Origin of the sequence: Psychrobacter sp. Sarcosine-3u-12 (genome assembly GCF_002836005.1) — a bacterium.
Classification (GTDB): domain Bacteria; phylum Pseudomonadota; class Gammaproteobacteria; order Pseudomonadales; family Moraxellaceae; genus Psychrobacter; species Psychrobacter okhotskensis.
Map to the genome: position 1 here is coordinate 54,484 of NZ_PJBY01000107.1, position 17,989 is coordinate 72,472.

Below are 17,989 nucleotides of genomic sequence, written 5' to 3' on the forward strand. Positions count from 1 at the left end.
CACTGCTGATATCCATTTTTCTTGCTTGCTGTGCCTACGCAGACAGAGGCTACAAAAAATCGATATCAGCAATACCGTCGCGTTTCTAGGATATTCTAACTATATATAAAATAGCCTAAGTTATAAAAATGAATTTTCGTGACTGATATAACCATAAATCTAATACTAAAAGAGCTAGATTTTCACAGGTAGCTTTGCCACAATGGACGGCGCTGTTATAAATATAGCTTTGAACCGAATATAATTATTAAAATACCCAATGTAACAAGGACCCGTTATGATTTACCAATATTTAGACAAAGTGCCTGAGTTTGCCGTTCCATTTAACGGTTGGGTGGCAGATACCGCACGTGTCATCGGCGATGTATATTTGGGTCATCAAGCCAGTGTTTGGTTTGGGGCGGTGATTCGCGGGGACAATGAGCGCATTCATATCGGTGATTATAGTAATGTGCAAGAAAACAGCGTCATTCATACCGATGCAGGCATCGAAGTAAAGATCGGCGATCATGTCACCATTGGTCATTTAGCGATGCTGCATGGCTGCGAAGTCGGTGATAATAGTCTCATTGGCATCGGTGCAGTTATTTTAAATAATGCCAAAATTGGTAAAAATTGTATCATTGGTGCCAAAGCGTTGGTCACTGAAGGCAAAGAGATTCCAGATAATTCTCTGGTAATGGGCGCACCTGCAAAAGTAGTCAAAACCTTGACCGATGAGCAAGCTGCCATGATGAAGTGGTCTGCGCTGCATTATAGCGAGCGTTGTCAGACATTTAAGACTGGCTTAAAAGAAATAGCCATGCCTGATTAATCAATATAAAAGTGAGCATTGATTTATCTTTAGATAATCGTTTTATAAGTGATAAGCAGATTGAGCGTTATTGATTTCTCATCCTTTATTGAAACGTTTTTTGAGCAAATAATTTTGGGGCAGAAGCTTTTATGTTATTTATGCCATTAGCATCATGATAAGCCAAATAACGGCAAAAATGATAATACCGATGATTATTCCACGAAAAACGTCATGGCGTATCGAGTAGTCGTTAAGATAAGCATTGTTGTTGCCAGTTTCATCATTATGCAAAGCATTGACGCTCTCGGCACCGGCGCTTTTGCCAACGATAAAGCCTATTAAAGCACCCAAAACCAACATAAACGGCGTAAATAACCAGAATATCTCGCCATTGCCCATGCCAGCAAGTGAGCGAATGACAACAATCGCAAGGTCGATAAGTAAGCCGCCAAAGCCATACATCAAGCCATTTAACAGCGCATAAAGCAGACGCTCTAAAGGCGATTGATAGCTTTTGCCTAACTGCCGTCGCCTAATTTCTCTGATGGAGCGGGCAGGGCGTCGCGGTCGATTAAACAAAGCAGTTTTATCATCAGGCGCTTTCATAAGGTTCTCTATTGTTATTATCAAGCAAGCTAAAGATAAGCTAATGAGATTTTAAAGTAAACAAGTTAGCATAATTTTGTTCGGTGAACAGTAGGCTTATAGAGAATTATCAGCACATTTTATATCCAATATTTTCTCTAAAATATTTTTCATTCAAAAAATCATTCCCTTAAAAAATCATAAGGCTCCAATTATGCAGGCAACTCAAGCACACACTGATGGAAAAGAATTGGCGTTATTCGATCTAGATCATACCTTGCTCGATGTCGATAGCGACTACCTATGGGGCGAATATATCGTCAAGCATAACCTCGTTGATGAAGCTGAATATCGTACAGCCAATCAAGCATTTTACGAACAGTACATCGAAGGCACGCTTGATGCGACCGAATATAATGAATTCGTCGCCCAGTTTTTGACTAGCTTGCCGATGGATAGACTGCATGAGTTGCGAGAAGATTATATTAAGACTGAAATCGAGCCTCATATTCGTCCAAAAGCGATGGAGGCGCTCTGTCATCATGTCGAAAAAGGTCATGATGTGGTGATTATTTCGGCGACCAATGACTTTGTAGTGTCGGCTATCGCTAAACGTTTTGGTATTGAAGATGCCAATGTCTTGGCTACGCCTTTGGAAATCAAAGATCAGCGCTATACTGGTAAGCTGATGGACAAACCAAACTTTCAGGCAGGCAAGATATACCATCTCGATAAGTGGCTGAATAAAAAGCAACTGGCTGGCATAAAATTTGATAAAACCTATGCCTATTCAGATTCCAAAAATGATATTCCTTTGCTTGAATGGGCGGATGTGGCTATTTGCGTGTCCCCTGATGACGCGTTGCATGCGCATGCGTTAGCCCATCGCTGGGCAGTAGAGGATTGGTCAATTTAGCTGGTCTATGATTATTTAATATAAAGGCATTGATAATTAGTCAACTATTTATCGTCAATCTCATTTAAAATAGCGCCATATCAATGAGATATCTATTTAAAAAGACAGGAATACTTATGGAAATCAATCCGTATCAAGAACAAATCAAAGATCTATCTGAGCGTGGACAGGACTTGCGGAGGTATCTTTGACTTCGATGGTAAGCAAGAACGCTTAGAAGAAGTCAATTTAGAATTAGAAAACCCCGAGCTATGGAATGATCCAGAGCGTGCAACCAAGATTAATAAAGAGAAAAGCCAGCTTGATGGCGTCATCGATGTCGTGGTCTCGCTTGAGACCACCTTAGAAGATGCATCTGCCATGCTGGAGCTGGCGGTAGAAGCAGAAGACGAGTCGTTACTTGCTGATGTACAAGCCGAGCTTGACGATGCGGAGAAGCGCGTTGCGGACTTAGAGTTCCGTCGCATGTTTAGTGGTGAGATGGATCCAAACAACTGCTACTTGGATATTCAATCGGGTAGTGGCGGCACGGAAGCGCAAGATTGGGCCGAGATGCTACTGCGCATGTATACGCGCTGGGCAGAGGCGCATGGCTTTAAAGTTGATGTGATTGAAGTATCTTCTGGTAGCGTTGCTGGGATTAAATCAGCCACGATTGAGATTAAAGGCGATTATGCCTTTGGTTGGTTACGGACCGAAATTGGCGTGCATCGCTTAGTGCGTAAATCACCATTTGATAGTAACAACGGTCGCCATACCTCATTTGCCGCTGTTTTTGTCTCGCCTGAAATTGATGATAACGTTGAGATTGATATCAACCCAGCTGATTTGCGTATCGATACTTACCGTTCATCAGGCGCGGGTGGTCAGCACGTGAACACCACTGACTCTGCGGTGCGTATTACTCATGAGCCGAGTGGTGTGGTGGTGACTTGTCAGAACGAGCGTAGCCAACATGGCAACAAAGCGACGGCGATGAAGATGCTACGTGCCAAGCTTTATGAGCTTGAGATGCAAAAACGTATGGAGTCGCAACAAGCGGTCGAAGATGGTAAATCTGACGTCGGTTGGGGCAGTCAAATTCGCTCATATGTGCTGGATGACTCACGTATTAAAGACTTGCGTACTGGCGTTGAAACCTTTAACACCGGTGCAGTGCTAGATGGCGACCTTGATCAATTTATCGAAGCGAGCCTAAAAGCGGGATTGTAAAAAAACTTTCAAATATTACCTAAAACCTTATTAAGGAAAATTATGCCAAGCGTTAATAATTATTTTGATGATAAAGTCACTTCTATTGCTTTTCAAACCGTGACCAAGCCCGCTACCGTTGGCGTGATGGAAATTGGCGAGTATGAATTCGGTACTAGCGAATTTGAAACCATGAGTGTGGTGAGTGGTGCATTGACAGTTAAGCTACCAGAAAGCACTGAGTGGCAAACCTTTAATGCGGGCGAGCAGTTTACCGTTGAAGCCAATCAGAAATTCAATGTTAAAGTTGAAGTGGAAACTGCTTATTTATGTGTATATGGTAAATAAGCGATTTTAAAGTAGTAATATAATAATTAACGCCAAGTGTTTAACGCTTGGCGTTTTTTTGTGCGTATTATTCTGGATAAATTTAAAGATAGTAGACTGGCAACATGCAGCCAATCAAAGTTATAGGTCTTTACGATATTGCATCATGTCTGTTTGAGTGGCGATGGCATCATAGAGTTTGCGTGCTGTGGTGTTGCCTTCTTGCGTGGTCCAATAGACACGGTTGCAATGTTGCTTATCAGCAAAGTCATAAACCTGTTCAATCAGTGCGCGTCCTATGCCTTGCCCGCGGGCAGACTCACTAACATACAGATCCTCTAAGTAACAGCATTCGGTGGTATTCCATGTATTGGGATGTAGCACGACATGCGTGATACCTACCAGCGTTTCATCGACCCATGCCCCAAAGCTATAAATTGGCATATTGCTATCAAGCAGGTTGCGCCAAGTCTTTTCTGTGGTACTTGGTGGCAGACGAGTTTCATAAAAAATTAAATAACTTTGCCACAATTTTAACCAAGCATCGTAATCAGCTTTAGACAATGGGATTATTTTTATCGAAATATTTTTCATGGGTGTTCACTTGATTTTATTAATGGACAGACGTTCAATTATGACGCAATCAATCATAATTGATAACCCTTCTATACAGCATTTTTACATAGCGATTACACTTTATCCGTGGCAAGTAAACAGCAAAAATTCTCATAGTTAATTATGCTAAAACCACTATTATTTAAAAGTGTATTATTTATGACCAAAGCAGCTGCACAAACGACCTCAGAGGATATTCGTCACGATTATGAGCATTTAGCACGTCGGGCGAATTTGCGCTACGTCAGTGATAATGAACCGGGTTATAGTCGTCAGCGTTGGGGTCGCGGTTTTACTTACCGAGATGCTACTGGCAAGACGGTGAAAGACAAGGCTTTGCGCCAGCGTTTTGATGCCTTGGTCATTCCACCGATGTGGTCAGAGGTATGGATATGCCAAGATGATAAGGGTCATCTGCAGTCGACCGGTCGTGATGGCAAAGCGCGCAAGCAATACTTATATCATCCTGAGTGGGATACGGTACGTGACCAAGCCAAGTTCGATGCGATGATAGGTTTTGCGGAGGCATTGCCAAACCTACGTGCGCAAGTCGAAGAAGACTTAGAAGCAGCGCCGCTATCACGCGCCAATGTACTGGCTGCCGTGGTTAAATTGCTTGAGACGACGTTAATTCGAATCGGTAATAGCCGCTATGCGAAGATGAATAAAAGCTACGGTCTCAGTACATTGCGTAGCAAACATGTGAGCGAGATAGACGATGGCTTGGCATTCGATTTCGTCGGAAAAAGTGCCAAAGCCCATCATATCGAATTGCAGGATGAGCGTTTGATTGAGATTGTACAAGCGTGTTCTGAGCTGCCCGGTTATCAAATTTTTAAATACTTAGATGATAATGGTCATAAGCAAGTCGTCGATAGTGCCGATATCAATGATTATTTGCGTAAGCACCTTTGCACTGATGCCAGCAATAATAAAAGCGATCATTTATATAGTGGCAATCTGTATAGTGCCAAGGATTTTCGTACTTGGATGGCCAGTGTATTGGCTGCCAGTCATCTGTATGACGAGCTTGAAGCCGCCAGTGGCAAAGAGATATTGACTAGCGAGCCGGACAGTCGGACGCGCCAACAGTTGGTCACTGATATGGTTAAAGAAGTGGCAGATGAGCTTGGCAATACCCCAAGCGTGTGCCGAGCATCCTATATTCACCCTGTTATTATTGAACGGTTTTTGGCAGGTCAATTTTTTGAGCCCTATAAACAAGCGCGCCGTGGACGCACTCGAAAGTATCAAAGCTGTGAAGAAAAAGCACTGCTGGGCTTTTTGAGTACATTCGATTAAGCGTACTTGACTAAGCGCACTAGAGTAACTGCGTTAGAAAATAAGAGGCTTATAAAATAAAGGCCTCGGGAATAGTTGCTTTATAAAGTAAGCACATTAGAAGAATATATAGCAGTCTAACAACTGCTAATAGTAAGATAATTATCTGGACTCAGATATTTATAAATGATACGTTATGTATTGAATTAGATGTTAACGTGCTTTTTTAACAGACCCTAATGATTAACGCCCAATTTTATCAAGTAACACAGTCTATAGGATATCGACTGTTGTGATAGCAATTGATGTTTTCAGCTCGATCTCCACCGCTAAAGGATTAGCCCATGAATACCTCATCTACACAAACCGCGCACGCTACAGCGGATACTTCTAAAACACCCATCAATTATAGTGATTATTATAATAACTTCGAGATGAATGCGTTGTTAGAGGAAATATTTGGCGCGCATTTGGATGATCGATTAAATGCTTACATGGCTTGCTGTGGTCGCCATGTGCGTGACGGTCGCGCGGACAATACGGCCTTAGTCCATGAAGATACTAGCGGTAACATAACGCGCATGAGCTTTGGCGAGTTGGATGAAGCGAGTGCGCAAGTTGCCAATTTATTATTGTCCTATGGTGTAAAAGCCGGTGACCAAGTCGCCACCATGCTACCGCGCACGCCTGAATTACTAACGGTTGTATTAGCGACATGGCGCATTGGGGCAGTGTACCAGCCGCTATTTACCGCTTTTGGTTACGATTCGATTAAGTACCGTATGGATAAGGCCAATACCAAGGTGGTATTTACCAATCAGGAAAATCGTGGCAAGTTTGAAGATTTGGCCAAACAAGCCACAATGGTACTTATTGGCAGTATTCATGATAGCGACGCTTGGGGTGATGACAATTATCACGAGATGAGGGTGACGCAGCCGCAAGCGATAGAAGCTGTTTTGCTAGATACGGATGCACCATTCTTGCAAATGTTTACTTCAGGTACGGTGGGCAAGTCAAAAGGCGTTAGTGTGCCATTAGCGGCGTTGCCTGCTTTTTATCTATATATGCGTTATGCGATTGATCTGCGCGAGACTGATAATTACTGGAACATGGCAGACCCCGGCTGGGCATATGGGCTATATTATGCGATTACTGGGCCTTTATTATTAGGGGTCACGACCTACTTTAACGAAGCAGGCTTTGATGCGACCAATACCCGCGACTTTATGGTGCGCCATAAGATTACCAATCTAGCGTCATCGCCAACGGCTTTTCGGATGATGAAATCGAGTGGTGTTTTTGATGCATCGTCCGCAAATGACGATAACGCCTTGTCTCTACGCTGCGCTAACTCGGCAGGGGAGACGCTGAATACTGAAGTAGTAAGTTGGGTGGAAAGTCATTTGGGCTGTCAGGTTTGCGATCAATATGGGCAGACAGAGACCGGCATGACCTGCTGCGAGCATCATGCTTTGGCGCATGAATGTCCAGTCGGCTCGATGGGCATGGCGTTACCGGGGCATACGCTGGTAGTGCTCGATGATGATATGCAAGTATTGCCCGATGGTGAGCAAGGACAATTGGCAGTCGTGGTCAGTCAGTCGCCTGCGTTTTATTTCCGAGGCTATAGTTGGAATGAAAAACAAGCGTTTTTTGAAGATTACTATTTGACAGGCGACGTGGTCGAGCGTCATAGTGACGGCAGCTATTGGTTTTCAGGACGTGATGATGACATCATTATCACGGCAGGCTATCGGGTCGGTCCTACCGATGTCGAAAACACTGTGCTCGAGCACGCAGCGGTCGCGGAGTCTGCTGCCGTTGGTATACCTGATGAGGTGCGTGGGCATACGATTAAGTCCTATGTGGTACTCAAAGATGGCATCGAGGGCTCTGAAGAGATTGCTCAGCAAATCAAAGACTTGGTACGCAAACGTTTATCGACTCACGCTTATCCGCGGGAAGTTGAATTTGTGAGTGCACTACCAAAAACACCAAGCGGTAAAATTCAGCGCTTTTTGCTGCGTAGCCTGTCTGCAGATTGAAGCCTCTTGGTCCAGAGTAGGGGCGCAGAGCAGTTATAAAAAGAGCAGTTATAAAAACGTTAAACATCAATATCAAACAAAAATTTATTAAGGGAATAATATGCAGATTAAAGAAAATAGCTTTTTGGTCACCGGCGGTGCATCAGGATTGGGTGAAGCCGTGGTTCGCGCTATCGTCGCTCAAGGTGGCAAGGTCGTCATCGCTGATTTGAATGAAACAGTAGGGTCAGCGCTAGTAGCTGAGCTGGGCGATAATACGCGTTTTGTTCGTTGTGATGTGACCAGTGGTGATGAGGTGCAAGTGGCGGTAGATACAGCAGAAAAAGAGTTTGGTGGTCTGCAAGGTTCTATTAACTGTGCAGGTATTGCCGTGGTGCAAAAGCTACTGGATCGTGAAAACAATCCTGCTGATCTCGATCAGTTCAGTCGCGGTGTTATGATTAATCAAGTGGGCTCGTTCAATGTTGCACGTTTAGTAGCAGCTAGTATTGCTAAGCGCGTAGCAGCGAATGTGAACCCTGATAGTGAGCAGAACGCGGACAATGGTATCATTATCAATACTGCTTCTATCGCTGCTTTTGATGGGCAAGTCGGGCAAGCCAGTTATGCCTCATCTAAAGCTGGCGTTGTCGGTATGATGCTGCCATTAGCTCGTGAGCTGACTCGTCATGGCATTCGCGTGATGACGATTGCACCGGGTGTCTTTGCCACCCCAATGATGGAGAGCTTACCGGAAAAAGCACGCACGCAATTAGAATCAGCCGTTCCTTATCCTAAGCGCCTAGGAGCACCGAATGAGTTTGCCAAACTGGTGACCCATATTATTGATAATGCCTACCTAAATGGTGAAGTGATTCGTCTTGATGGTGCCATTCGTATGGTTTAGTTTGACAACTGCCAGAACACGTTGTTATCTTATTCATCATTTTTGCACAAAACCTGATCATTAAATATGACATAGTGCTTTGATATATTATGACTCGTTGCTATCAAGCATTGCTTATAAGGACCAAAGCCTATGTCATTTTTCTCTTTCAGTCTTAGCACCAAATCTCGTTGGTTGTTTATTGCGATAGGACTTGGTCTGACTGCCATCATTAGTACCAGTGCGATAGGCTATGTCAAAACCTCCTCGCAGGCAAAAAACGCGGTTGATAAAGGTCAGTCTATTCCTAGCACGCTCATTGTCGATAAGGTCTTTGTTGACAAGTCTGAGCGCATTTTAAAGTTATTAAGCAAAGATATCGTGGTCAAATCCTATCGCATTGCATTGGGTGACAGCCCGATAGGACATAAGCAACAACAAGGGGATCAGCGCACACCAGTAGGCTACTATACCTTAGATTATAAAAATGAAAACTCAATAGCCCATCGCTCCATCCATGTCAGCTACCCAAATGCGGCAGATAAAGCACGGGCTAAGTCTCGCGGCGTCAATCCAGGTGGCGACATTATGATTCATGGGCAAATGAATGGCTTTGGTCATTTAGCCGGGCTCAATCAACAACGCGATTGGACAGATGGCTGCATCGCCGTCACTAATGATGAGATGGATGAAATCATGGCGGCTGTGAAAGTAGGCACCGCGATTGAAATTGTTGAATAAGCCACTTTTAAGGTTTATGTATACTTAATGCTTGCTGAGTTGATTAGCTTTTTAGATATTTTGTAATAACCGCATATTTTTTTCGACGATTTATTCACACTCCTAAACTATTCTTCTCTCTTTTTCACAAACTTAACACTACCTATTTTTCTTTCCTATATTCCCTTGAAATAGCTCATCAATGTGCCTATTAATGCCTTATCGTCATATCATTGTTATAAGTAAGGTTTATATTAATCAGGTGCACTGCGCACTGCTTGCTATTGGCTTGTTATTGATAGGAGCTGATATTGATAAGCCATTATTGATTGTTGATAACCGTTAAATTGATATTGAAATATTACTCAACAAACCTGATATAGATAACAACGAAAAGCTTGGGCATTGTTTGATACTTATAAAAAGCCGCAGCTACTATCAGATATAAAATATTATTAATTATAAAAGGACACCAATATGAGGTTCGAAAAATTTACCCAAAAATTGCAATCTGCGATTCAAGAAGCCCAAAGTTTGGCGCTAGGGCGCGACCATACAGGAATTGATCCTGTGCATTTGCTTGCCGTGTTGCTGCAAGACGAGTCTAACTTGTCTATCTGCCAGCAAGCGGGCGCGTCTATTCCTGCGCTAAAAAATGGCGTGGCAAAGGCGCTTGATAATCAAGCGACGATTAGCGAACCAACAGGTGACGTTAATTTGAACCCTAATTCGGTCAAAATTTTGAATTTGGCCGATCGCCAAGCGCAAAAAGAAGGCGACGATTTTATTGCCACTGAATGGGTGGTATTAGCACTCGCTGAACAAGGCGAAACCAAAAAAATATTTGAAAGCGCTGGCGTGACGGCAGCCAAATTAAAAGCCGTGATTGAACAATTACGTGGTGATGAAACCGTGAACAATCAAAACGCGGAAGATCAACGTGACGCGCTGAATAAATATACGATTAACTTAACTGAGCAGGCGGAGCTTGGCAAACTGGATCCAGTCATTGGTCGTGACGAAGAGATTCGCCGCACCATTCAAGTACTGTCACGTCGGACTAAAAATAATCCAGTACTTATCGGTGAGCCGGGTGTGGGTAAAACCGCTATCGTCGAAGGCTTAGCACAAAAAATCATCAATGGTGATGTACCAGAAGGGTTGCGCCGTAAAGAAGTACTGTCATTAGACTTAGGTGCGCTTATTGCCGGCGCAAAATTTCGTGGTGAGTTTGAAGAACGCCTCAAAAGCGTATTGAGTGATTTGGCCAAGCAAGAAGGCAATGTCATCTTATTTATCGATGAGCTACATACCATGGTTGGCGCGGGTAAATCAGAAGGTGCGATGGATGCGGGTAATATGCTAAAGCCTGCGCTAGCCCGTGGTGAGCTGCATTGCGTCGGTGCGACGACTTTGGACGAGTATCGCAAGTATATCGAAAAAGATGCCGCGCTTGAACGTCGCTTCCAAAAAGTATTGGTCGATGAGCCAACGGTCGAGGATACCATTGCGATTTTGCGTGGCCTCAAAGAGCGTTACGAGCTGCATCATGGGGTCGATATTCAAGACAGTGCGATTATTGCTGCCGCACGCATGAGCCATCGCTATATTACTGACCGCAAGCTGCCGGATAAGGCGATTGATTTAATCGACGAAGCTGCCAGTCGTCTGCGTATGGAGATGGACAGCAAGCCTGAGTCACTTGGCAAGCTTGATAGCCGTTTGATTCAGTTAAAAATGCAGCGTGAAGTGCTCAAAAATGAAGAAGACGCTGGCGCGCAAGCCGAGCGTAAAGTACTTGATGCACAAATAGAAGAGTTAGAAAAAGAGTACGCCGATCTCAATGAGATTTGGCAAGCAGAAAAAGCGCTGGTCAAAGGCAGTCAGCAGCTAAAAGACGAGCTAGACAAAGCGCGTATCGCCTATGATAAAGCCAGCCGCGAGGGCGATTATGAGACCATGAGTAAGCTGCAGTATGAGACCATTCCGCAGTTAGAGCGCCGAATTCATGAGTCGGACTTGGCTGAGCAAAAAGAGCAGACTGGTGAAAATAGTGGGGTAAAACTACTACGTAACAAGGTCACGGATAATGAAATTGCCGAAGTGGTTGCCGCCGCCACGGGCATTCCGGTCAGTAAAATGATGCAAGGCGAGCGTGACAAAATGCTGGCGATGGAAGAGAAACTCCACGAGCGCGTCATCGGTCAAGATGAAGCAGTCGAAGCGGTCGCCAATGCCGTGCGTCGTAGCCGTGCGGGCTTGTCGGATCCGAATCGACCATCTGGTTCGTTCTTGTTCCTTGGGCCTACTGGTGTCGGTAAAACCGAGCTGACCAAATCATTGGCGAACTTCTTATTCGACTCTGAAGATGCGATTGTTCGTATCGATATGAGTGAGTATATGGAGAAGCACAGCGTCAGTCGCTTAGTGGGTGCGCCTCCAGGTTATGTTGGCTATGAAGAAGGTGGCGCGTTGACCGAAGCGGTACGTCGTAAGCCCTATAGCGTGATATTGTTTGATGAAGTCGAAAAAGCGCACCCTGATGTGTTCAATATCTTGCTACAAGTGTTGGATGATGGTCGTTTGACCGATTCGCAAGGTCGCGTGGTGGACTTTAAAAACACCGTTATTATCATGACCAGTAACCTAGGCTCGCATAAAATTCAAGAGATGGTTGGCGAAAGCTACGACGATATCAAAGCGGAGGTCATGGATTCTGTCGGTCAGCATTTCCGTCCAGAGTTCGTCAACCGTATTGATGAGATTGTGGTTTTCCATCCGCTCGGTATGTCGCAAATGGCAGGTATTGCTGACATTCAATTGGATCGATTACGTCAGCGTTTGCATGAGCGCGAGATGGACATCGAGCTATCCTCTGATGCGATGAACAAGCTGGTCGCCGTGGGTTATGACCCTGTGTATGGTGCGCGTCCGCTAAAACGTGCTATCCAGCAAGAGATCGAAAATCCGCTGTCATTAAAATTGCTGTCTGGTGACTTTGTCGCTGGCGATATCATCAAAGTCGATGTCGGCGCTGATGATAAGCTTACCTTTGATAAGCTTCGAATGAGCTAATAGTAAACGCTAAATAATTGTTGCTAAATGACGGTTATGCTTTAAAACCAACCCTTTATTTGTCTATTTTTTATATAGGCAGATAAGGGGTTTTTACTTTGCGCTCTATAATCATTTTACCGTTGTCATACTTTGATTATGTTATAACTATAGTCAAAATATCCTAAAAATACGATGGTATTGCTGATATCAATTTTTTGTCGCCTCTGTCCGCGCAGGCACAGCAAGCAAGAAAAATGGATATCAGCAGTGCGTGATGGTTCGATATTATTTTTCACGCACTATCACTTAAGCCCTAATAAAGCCAATATAACATTAAGGGAGATGACATCATGATGATGACCAATAAAAAATATATTAGCACGCCATTAATCTTGCCGTTAATCATAACAGCCCTGCTATTTAGCGCCTCTGCGTGCTCAAACCCATCAGCAGTCAATACCGATGCAGATCTGACAGAGTACAAAGAAGGTCAGGCTTCTGCCAAAGATTCGGCAGCGAGCACTGAAAAACCTGCCTTTGCCACTAAGACTGTCGCTACCTTTAATGAACCATGGGCGATGACCGCGCTACCCAATACCAATGATGAGCCACCAACATTACTGGTTACCCAAAAGACCGGTGAGCTCTTCATGGTCGATACTGCTACCGGTACTAAAACCGAAGTAAGCGGTGTGCCGACCGTTGCGTATGGCGGGCAAGGCGGTCTAGGTGACATTATTCTAGCATCAGATTTTGCTACCAGTAATGTCATATATCTCAGTTATATTGAAAGCGGCACGGGCGCTGATGACAATAAATTTGGCGCGAAAGTGATTAGCGCTAAGCTCTCAGGTATAGGTAGCGCTGCTCCTAGTCTGCAATCTATTACCCCGATTTGGCAGCAGACGCCAAAGGTAAAAGGGCAGGGGCATTATAGTCACCGTTTGCTATTCTCTCCCGATGGTCGCTATCTCTATATCAGTTCAGGTGAGCGGCAAGAAAAAACGCCAGCGCAAGATATGAGCGTCAACTTGGGCAAAATCATTCGACTATACCCTGACGGTAGCGTACCCGCAGACAATCCATTCGCCAACGAAAATAAGGAAATTAAGGCACAGTTTTGGACAACTGGGCATCGTAACGTACTGGGTATGGCCTTTGATGACAGTGGTCGGCTGTGGGCAAATGAGATGGGGCCAAGAGGTGGTGATGAGTTTAATTTAATCGAAAAAGGCAATAACTATGGCTGGCCGCTGGTCTCTAACGGTCGTAATTATTCGGGTACAGACATTCCTGACCATGACACTCGGCCTGACTTGACTGCGCCCAAAGTGACTTGGACACCCGTCATCTCACCTTCTTCATTAAGTATATATTCAGCCGGGACTCATAATGATTTTCCAGCATGGCAAGGCAATGCGCTAATCAGCGGCCTGTCATCAAAAGCGCTCATCATAGTGAGTTTTGATGACAGCAACAGTGCCTCTGAACGTTACCGCTATGATATGGGGAAGCGTATTCGTAGTGTACTGAACGTGGATGGACAAGTCTGGTTATTAGAGGACGGCGATGCGGCTAAGTTACTGCAATTGCTACCTAAATAGTATATTGCTATAAAGAGTGAATGATAGCACTGTTAAAATTAATTCATAAATCTACATAAAGGGTACTGCGATTTTTACCATAAATCCAGCACCTTTTGTAGTTTTAAAGCTTAGAAAATGAATAGAGTAGATGGCTTTTATTTTACTCTAAACCAGAATTTTGACTTGTTACCATCTATACATCATATTTTTAGATAAGTTTAAGAATAGGAAAACATTAGAGCAAATAGGGTGTTTCTTGATGGCTATATTTTGTAATTATTTGATAATCAAAGGTTATTTTGTTAAGGTAGCAGCCCTTATATAACGAGATTAGCACATGGACGAAGTAAAAGTAGGTCGATTGGGTCCGTTTCCACGGGTCAGTAAACCTGTGTTTATAACCTCGACGTTGTTGATTGTCGGATTTATTATTTTTGGCGCTTTTTTTACGGAAGCTGCCGGCGCACTTTTTAGTTTTTTACAGAGCTTTATTACCGATAAGTTTGGTTGGCTATTTATTGTTTTGGTCAACGTGGCACTCGTTTTTTGTATCTATTTAGCCATGAGCCGTTACGGCGATATTCGCTTGGGTAAACAAACAGAACGTCCGCAATATAGCCTCATCTCTTGGATAGGGATGTTGTTTTCGGCGGGTATCGGTATTGGTTTGGTTTATTGGGGTACGGCTGAGCCGTTGTATCACTTTATGGCCCCACCACTTGGTGAAGCGGAGACAATAGAAGCGGCCAAACAAGCGATGAACATCTCGTTTTTACATTGGGGTTTACACGCTTGGGCGATTTATACCATCGTGGCATTGTCGTTGGCTTACTTTCATTTTCGCCGTGGTCTGCCATTATCGATTCGCTCGACGCTGTATCCGATATTGGGCCGCAAGATTTATGGTCCTTGGGGTCATACCGTTGATATTTTAGCAGTATTCGGTACGATGTTTGGGGTAGTGACTTCTTTGGGTTTAGGGGTGATGCAGATAAATTCTGGTCTGGAGAACTTGTTCGGTATTCCTAATAGTTTGGGCGTGCAATTTGCGATTATTGCATTTGTGACTGCCATGGCATGTATCTCTTTGATGCTGGGTCTTGATAAAGGCATCAAACGTCTAAGTGATATTAATATGGGACTGACGGGTATTCTGTTGGTCTTTATGGTGATTTTGGGTCCGACGCTATTTATCTTCGACAGTTTTATCGAAAATATCGGTAATTATCTAGGGTCGATTGTGACGTTATCGGCGTGGGGCGAAGCCTATAGCAATACCGATTGGCAAAGCGGCTGGACGATATTTTACTGGGCGTGGTGGGTAAGTTGGGCACCCTTTGTCGGCGTATTCATTGCCCGTATCAGTCGTGGTCGTACTATTCGTGAATTTGTCTTGGGAGTCTTATTAATCCCAATGACGATTTTATTCTTCTGGTTTACTACGTTTGGCGGTGTTGCTATCCATATGGAGCTATTGGCATCGATCAACCCTGACATGCTGAGTCCTGGACTGATTGAAGCAGTGCAAGCCGATACCGGTAGTGCGATCTTTAAACTGGTCGAATACTATCCACTGACAAAACCTGTGACCTTGCTGATTGTTATCATGATTGTATTATGGTTCGTCACGTCTTCTGATTCGGCAAGCTTTGTCATCGATATGTTGACGGCAGGCGGCGATACCAACCCGCCAAAGATTCAGCGCTTGTTTTGGGCGACGATGGAAGGGGTCATTGCTGCAATATTATTAGCAGCTGGTGGTTTGGGTGCGCTACAAGCCGCCGCTATCGTGGCAGGTTTGCCGTTTGCTCTGGTAGTCTTTGTCATGATGTATGCGCTGTTGCGTGGTTTAAGTCGCGATCGCTTGATTTTATATCGTGCGCAGCAATATTTCATCACCGAAGAGTCTGCTGATCATAACTCGGCTAATGAGTTCGTCGATGAGCATTTGCTAAAAGGTCCACCTAAAATTGCAAAGGGTGACTAGGGCATTAATGATATGCTGATTGTTGCTTGTTTTAATTAAGCCTGTTATCTGAGTCCTTAAGAAAGTTTTTAAAACAGGCTTTAAAAAAATATTTAAGACAAGCAACGATCAATTATTTACCGTAAAAAATCCTAAGATAAACCGATATCTTAGGATTTTTTGCTTTATAACAATAAATGGTTGTTAACCTAATTTGATAGTTCGTAAGTATCTTGTTAAGGTTGGCATCCTAAAAAATTGAGATTATTAAATGGATCACGTTAAAGTTGGCCGTCTGGGCCCTTTTCCACGGGTAAGTAAACCCGTGTTTTTAACCTCGGCGATTTTGATCGTCGCGTTCATTATTTTTGGTGCTTTTTTTAACGAGCAAGCAGAGCTGGTATTTAACCAAGCAAAAGCCTTTGTTTCTATGCGCTTTGGTTGGTTTTTTATTGTGGTGGTCAACTTAGCTCTGCTCATGAGTATTTATTTGATATTTAGCCGATACGGCGATATCAGGCTTGGGCACCAAACAGAGAAGCCAGAGTATAATTTAGTCTCTTGGATTGGGATGCTGTTTTCGGCAGGTATCGGTATTGGCTTGCTCTATTGGGGTACCGCTGAGCCGTTGTATCACTTTATGGCACCGCCATTGGGTGAAGCTGAAACCATTGCAGCGGCCAAACAAGCGATGAATATCTCATTCTTGCATTATGGCCTACACGTCTGGGCAATCTATGGCATTGTAGCCTTGGCTTTGGCGTATTTTCACTACCGTGTTGGCTTGCCATTAGCGATTCGCTCGACGCTGTATCCGTTAATCGGTAAAAAAATCTATGGTCCTATGGGGCATACAGTTGATACACTTGCGGTATTCGGTACCATGTTTGGCGTGGTGACTACCTTAGGTCTTGGGGTGCTGCAGATTAACTCCGGTCTTGAGACGCTATTCGGTATTCCGAATAACATTACCGTACAGATCATTTTGATTGCGTTCATTACTATGTTGGCAGGCATGTCGCTCTTGATGGGTCTTGATAAAGGTATCAAGCGCTTAAGTGACATCAATATTTTCTTCACAATTGTACTGTTAAGCTTTGTCATTATCTTAGGTCCCACGCAGTTTATTTTTAACAGCTTCGTTGAAAACATTGGTAATTACTTACATCAAGTGATTCCTTTGGGTCTGTGGACAGAGTCTTATGAAGGTCAAGAAAACTGGCAGTCATCATGGACAGTATTCTATTGGGCATGGTGGATTAGCTGGTCGCCATTCGTCGGTGTATTCGTCGCTCGTATCTCGCGTGGTCGTACCATTCGTGAGTTCATACTAGGCGTGTTATTAATCCCTATTACCATTTTATTCTTATGGTTCACCGCTTTTGGTGGTTCAGCGGTACATATGGAGCTGATGGCAGCGATTGATCCTAATATGGCCAGTCCTGGTCTGGTTGAAGCTGTGCAAGCAGATACGGGTAGTGCCATCTTTAAGCTAATGGAGTCTTATCCATTTACTTCAGCGCTTAACTTGTTGATTGTCGTGATGATTGTTCTTTGGTTCGTTACTTCGTCAGATTCAGCCAGTTTTGTCATTGATATGCTGACTTCAGGCGGCGATACCAATCCACCGAAGATTCAGCGTTTATTCTGGGCAGGGACAGAAGGTGTGATTGCGGCGGTATTGTTAGCGGCAGGCGGTTTGGGTGCGCTACAGGCAGCCTCTATTGTCTCAGGCTTTCCCTTTGCCGTTGTCATATTAATCATGATGTATTCACTACTGCGGGGATTGAGCCGCGATAGATTGATTTTGTATCGTCAGCAGCAGTGGTTCATCACCGAAGAATCGGCAGAGCATAACTCAGCCAATGAGTTCCGCGACGAAGGTTTACTGACAGGTCCACCAAAAATCATTGAGCCTAATGATTAATAGCCTAGCTATCTGCTAAAAGTACCATAAAACGTAAAAGTCCCAGCCTTGTGCTGGGACTTTTTATTCAGCTACTTTAATAAGGTCAATAAAAAACCCAAGCCTACTA

Annotated in this window: 14 protein-coding genes; 12 read left to right on the forward strand and 2 right to left on the reverse strand. The window is 43.9% G+C overall.

Going from position 1 to position 17,989, the window contains the following annotated elements:
- Positions 1–277 precede the first annotated feature (277 nt).
- Entirely contained in the window at positions 278–814 is a 537-nt protein-coding gene (locus tag CXF65_RS11535; protein WP_025651060.1) for a gamma carbonic anhydrase family protein, read from the forward strand.
- Between the two features lie 138 nt (positions 815–952).
- On the opposite strand, the gene CXF65_RS11540 is transcribed toward CXF65_RS11535, so the two are convergent.
- The gene (locus CXF65_RS11540; protein WP_025651062.1) at positions 953–1,402 is read right to left on the reverse strand and encodes a hypothetical protein; all 450 of its coding nucleotides are present in this window, start codon (positions 1,400–1,402) and stop codon (positions 953–955) included.
- A 193-nt stretch (positions 1,403–1,595) separates the two neighbouring features.
- Here CXF65_RS11540 and CXF65_RS11545 point away from each other — a divergent pair, with 193 nt between their 5' ends.
- From CXF65_RS11545 to CXF65_RS11555, 3 genes are all read left to right on the forward strand, one after another.
- Complete coding sequence (locus tag CXF65_RS11545) at positions 1,596–2,297, forward strand: HAD family hydrolase (protein WP_101212132.1); 702 nt, start codon at positions 1,596–1,598, stop codon at positions 2,295–2,297.
- 116 nt (positions 2,298–2,413) lie between these two features.
- Positions 2,414–3,509 (forward strand): peptide chain release factor 2 gene (prfB, locus tag CXF65_RS11550; RefSeq protein WP_101212133.1). Its coding sequence is split into 2 segments (ribosomal slippage): positions 2,414–2,485 and positions 2,487–3,509, totalling 1,095 coding nucleotides; the frame shifts between segments, so codons are not numbered across the junction.
- Positions 3,510–3,551: 42 nt separating this feature from the next.
- On the forward strand, positions 3,552–3,836 hold the full coding sequence (locus tag CXF65_RS11555; protein ID WP_101212134.1) for a pyrimidine/purine nucleoside phosphorylase: 285 nt from the start codon (positions 3,552–3,554) through the stop codon (positions 3,834–3,836).
- A gap of 120 nt (positions 3,837–3,956) precedes the next feature.
- Here the strand turns inward: CXF65_RS11555 and CXF65_RS11560 are convergent, their stop codons facing one another.
- Positions 3,957–4,409: a GNAT family N-acetyltransferase gene (locus CXF65_RS11560; protein WP_101212135.1), complete on the reverse strand. Its 453-nt coding sequence runs from the start codon at positions 4,407–4,409 to the stop codon at positions 3,957–3,959.
- A 180-nt stretch (positions 4,410–4,589) separates the two neighbouring features.
- Between CXF65_RS11560 and CXF65_RS11565 the strand changes: the two genes are divergently transcribed.
- The 8 genes from CXF65_RS11565 (at position 4,590) to CXF65_RS11600 (ending at position 17,880) form a co-directional block, all read left to right on the forward strand.
- Positions 4,590–5,732 carry a DNA topoisomerase IB gene (locus tag CXF65_RS11565; protein ID WP_101212144.1) on the forward strand — a complete coding sequence of 381 codons (1,143 nt, stop codon included), beginning with the start codon at positions 4,590–4,592 and terminating at the stop codon, positions 5,730–5,732.
- Between the two features lie 323 nt (positions 5,733–6,055).
- Positions 6,056–7,759, forward strand: a complete 1,704-nt coding sequence (locus CXF65_RS11570; RefSeq protein WP_101212136.1) for an AMP-binding protein — start codon at positions 6,056–6,058, stop codon at positions 7,757–7,759.
- Positions 7,760–7,859: 100 nt separating this feature from the next.
- Positions 7,860–8,645: an SDR family NAD(P)-dependent oxidoreductase gene (locus tag CXF65_RS11575; RefSeq protein ID WP_101212137.1), complete on the forward strand. Its 786-nt coding sequence runs from the start codon at positions 7,860–7,862 to the stop codon at positions 8,643–8,645.
- Between the two features lie 132 nt (positions 8,646–8,777).
- Positions 8,778–9,365, forward strand: coding sequence for a L,D-transpeptidase family protein (locus tag CXF65_RS11580; protein ID WP_101212138.1), 588 nt, complete (start codon positions 8,778–8,780; stop codon positions 9,363–9,365).
- Positions 9,366–9,821: 456 nt separating this feature from the next.
- Positions 9,822–12,419, forward strand: coding sequence for an ATP-dependent chaperone ClpB (clpB, locus tag CXF65_RS11585; protein ID WP_101212139.1), 2,598 nt, complete (start codon positions 9,822–9,824; stop codon positions 12,417–12,419).
- Positions 12,420–12,751: 332 nt separating this feature from the next.
- Positions 12,752–14,005 carry a PQQ-dependent sugar dehydrogenase gene (locus CXF65_RS11590; protein ID WP_101212140.1) on the forward strand — a complete coding sequence of 418 codons (1,254 nt, stop codon included), beginning with the start codon at positions 12,752–12,754 and terminating at the stop codon, positions 14,003–14,005.
- Positions 14,006–14,324: 319 nt separating this feature from the next.
- A complete protein-coding gene (locus CXF65_RS11595) occupies positions 14,325–15,974 on the forward strand; it encodes a BCCT family transporter (RefSeq protein ID WP_025651073.1) in 1,650 nt (549 codons plus the stop codon).
- A gap of 250 nt (positions 15,975–16,224) precedes the next feature.
- Positions 16,225–17,880 carry a BCCT family transporter gene (locus tag CXF65_RS11600; protein WP_025651074.1) on the forward strand — a complete coding sequence of 552 codons (1,656 nt, stop codon included), beginning with the start codon at positions 16,225–16,227 and terminating at the stop codon, positions 17,878–17,880.
- Positions 17,881–17,989 lie beyond the last annotated feature (109 nt).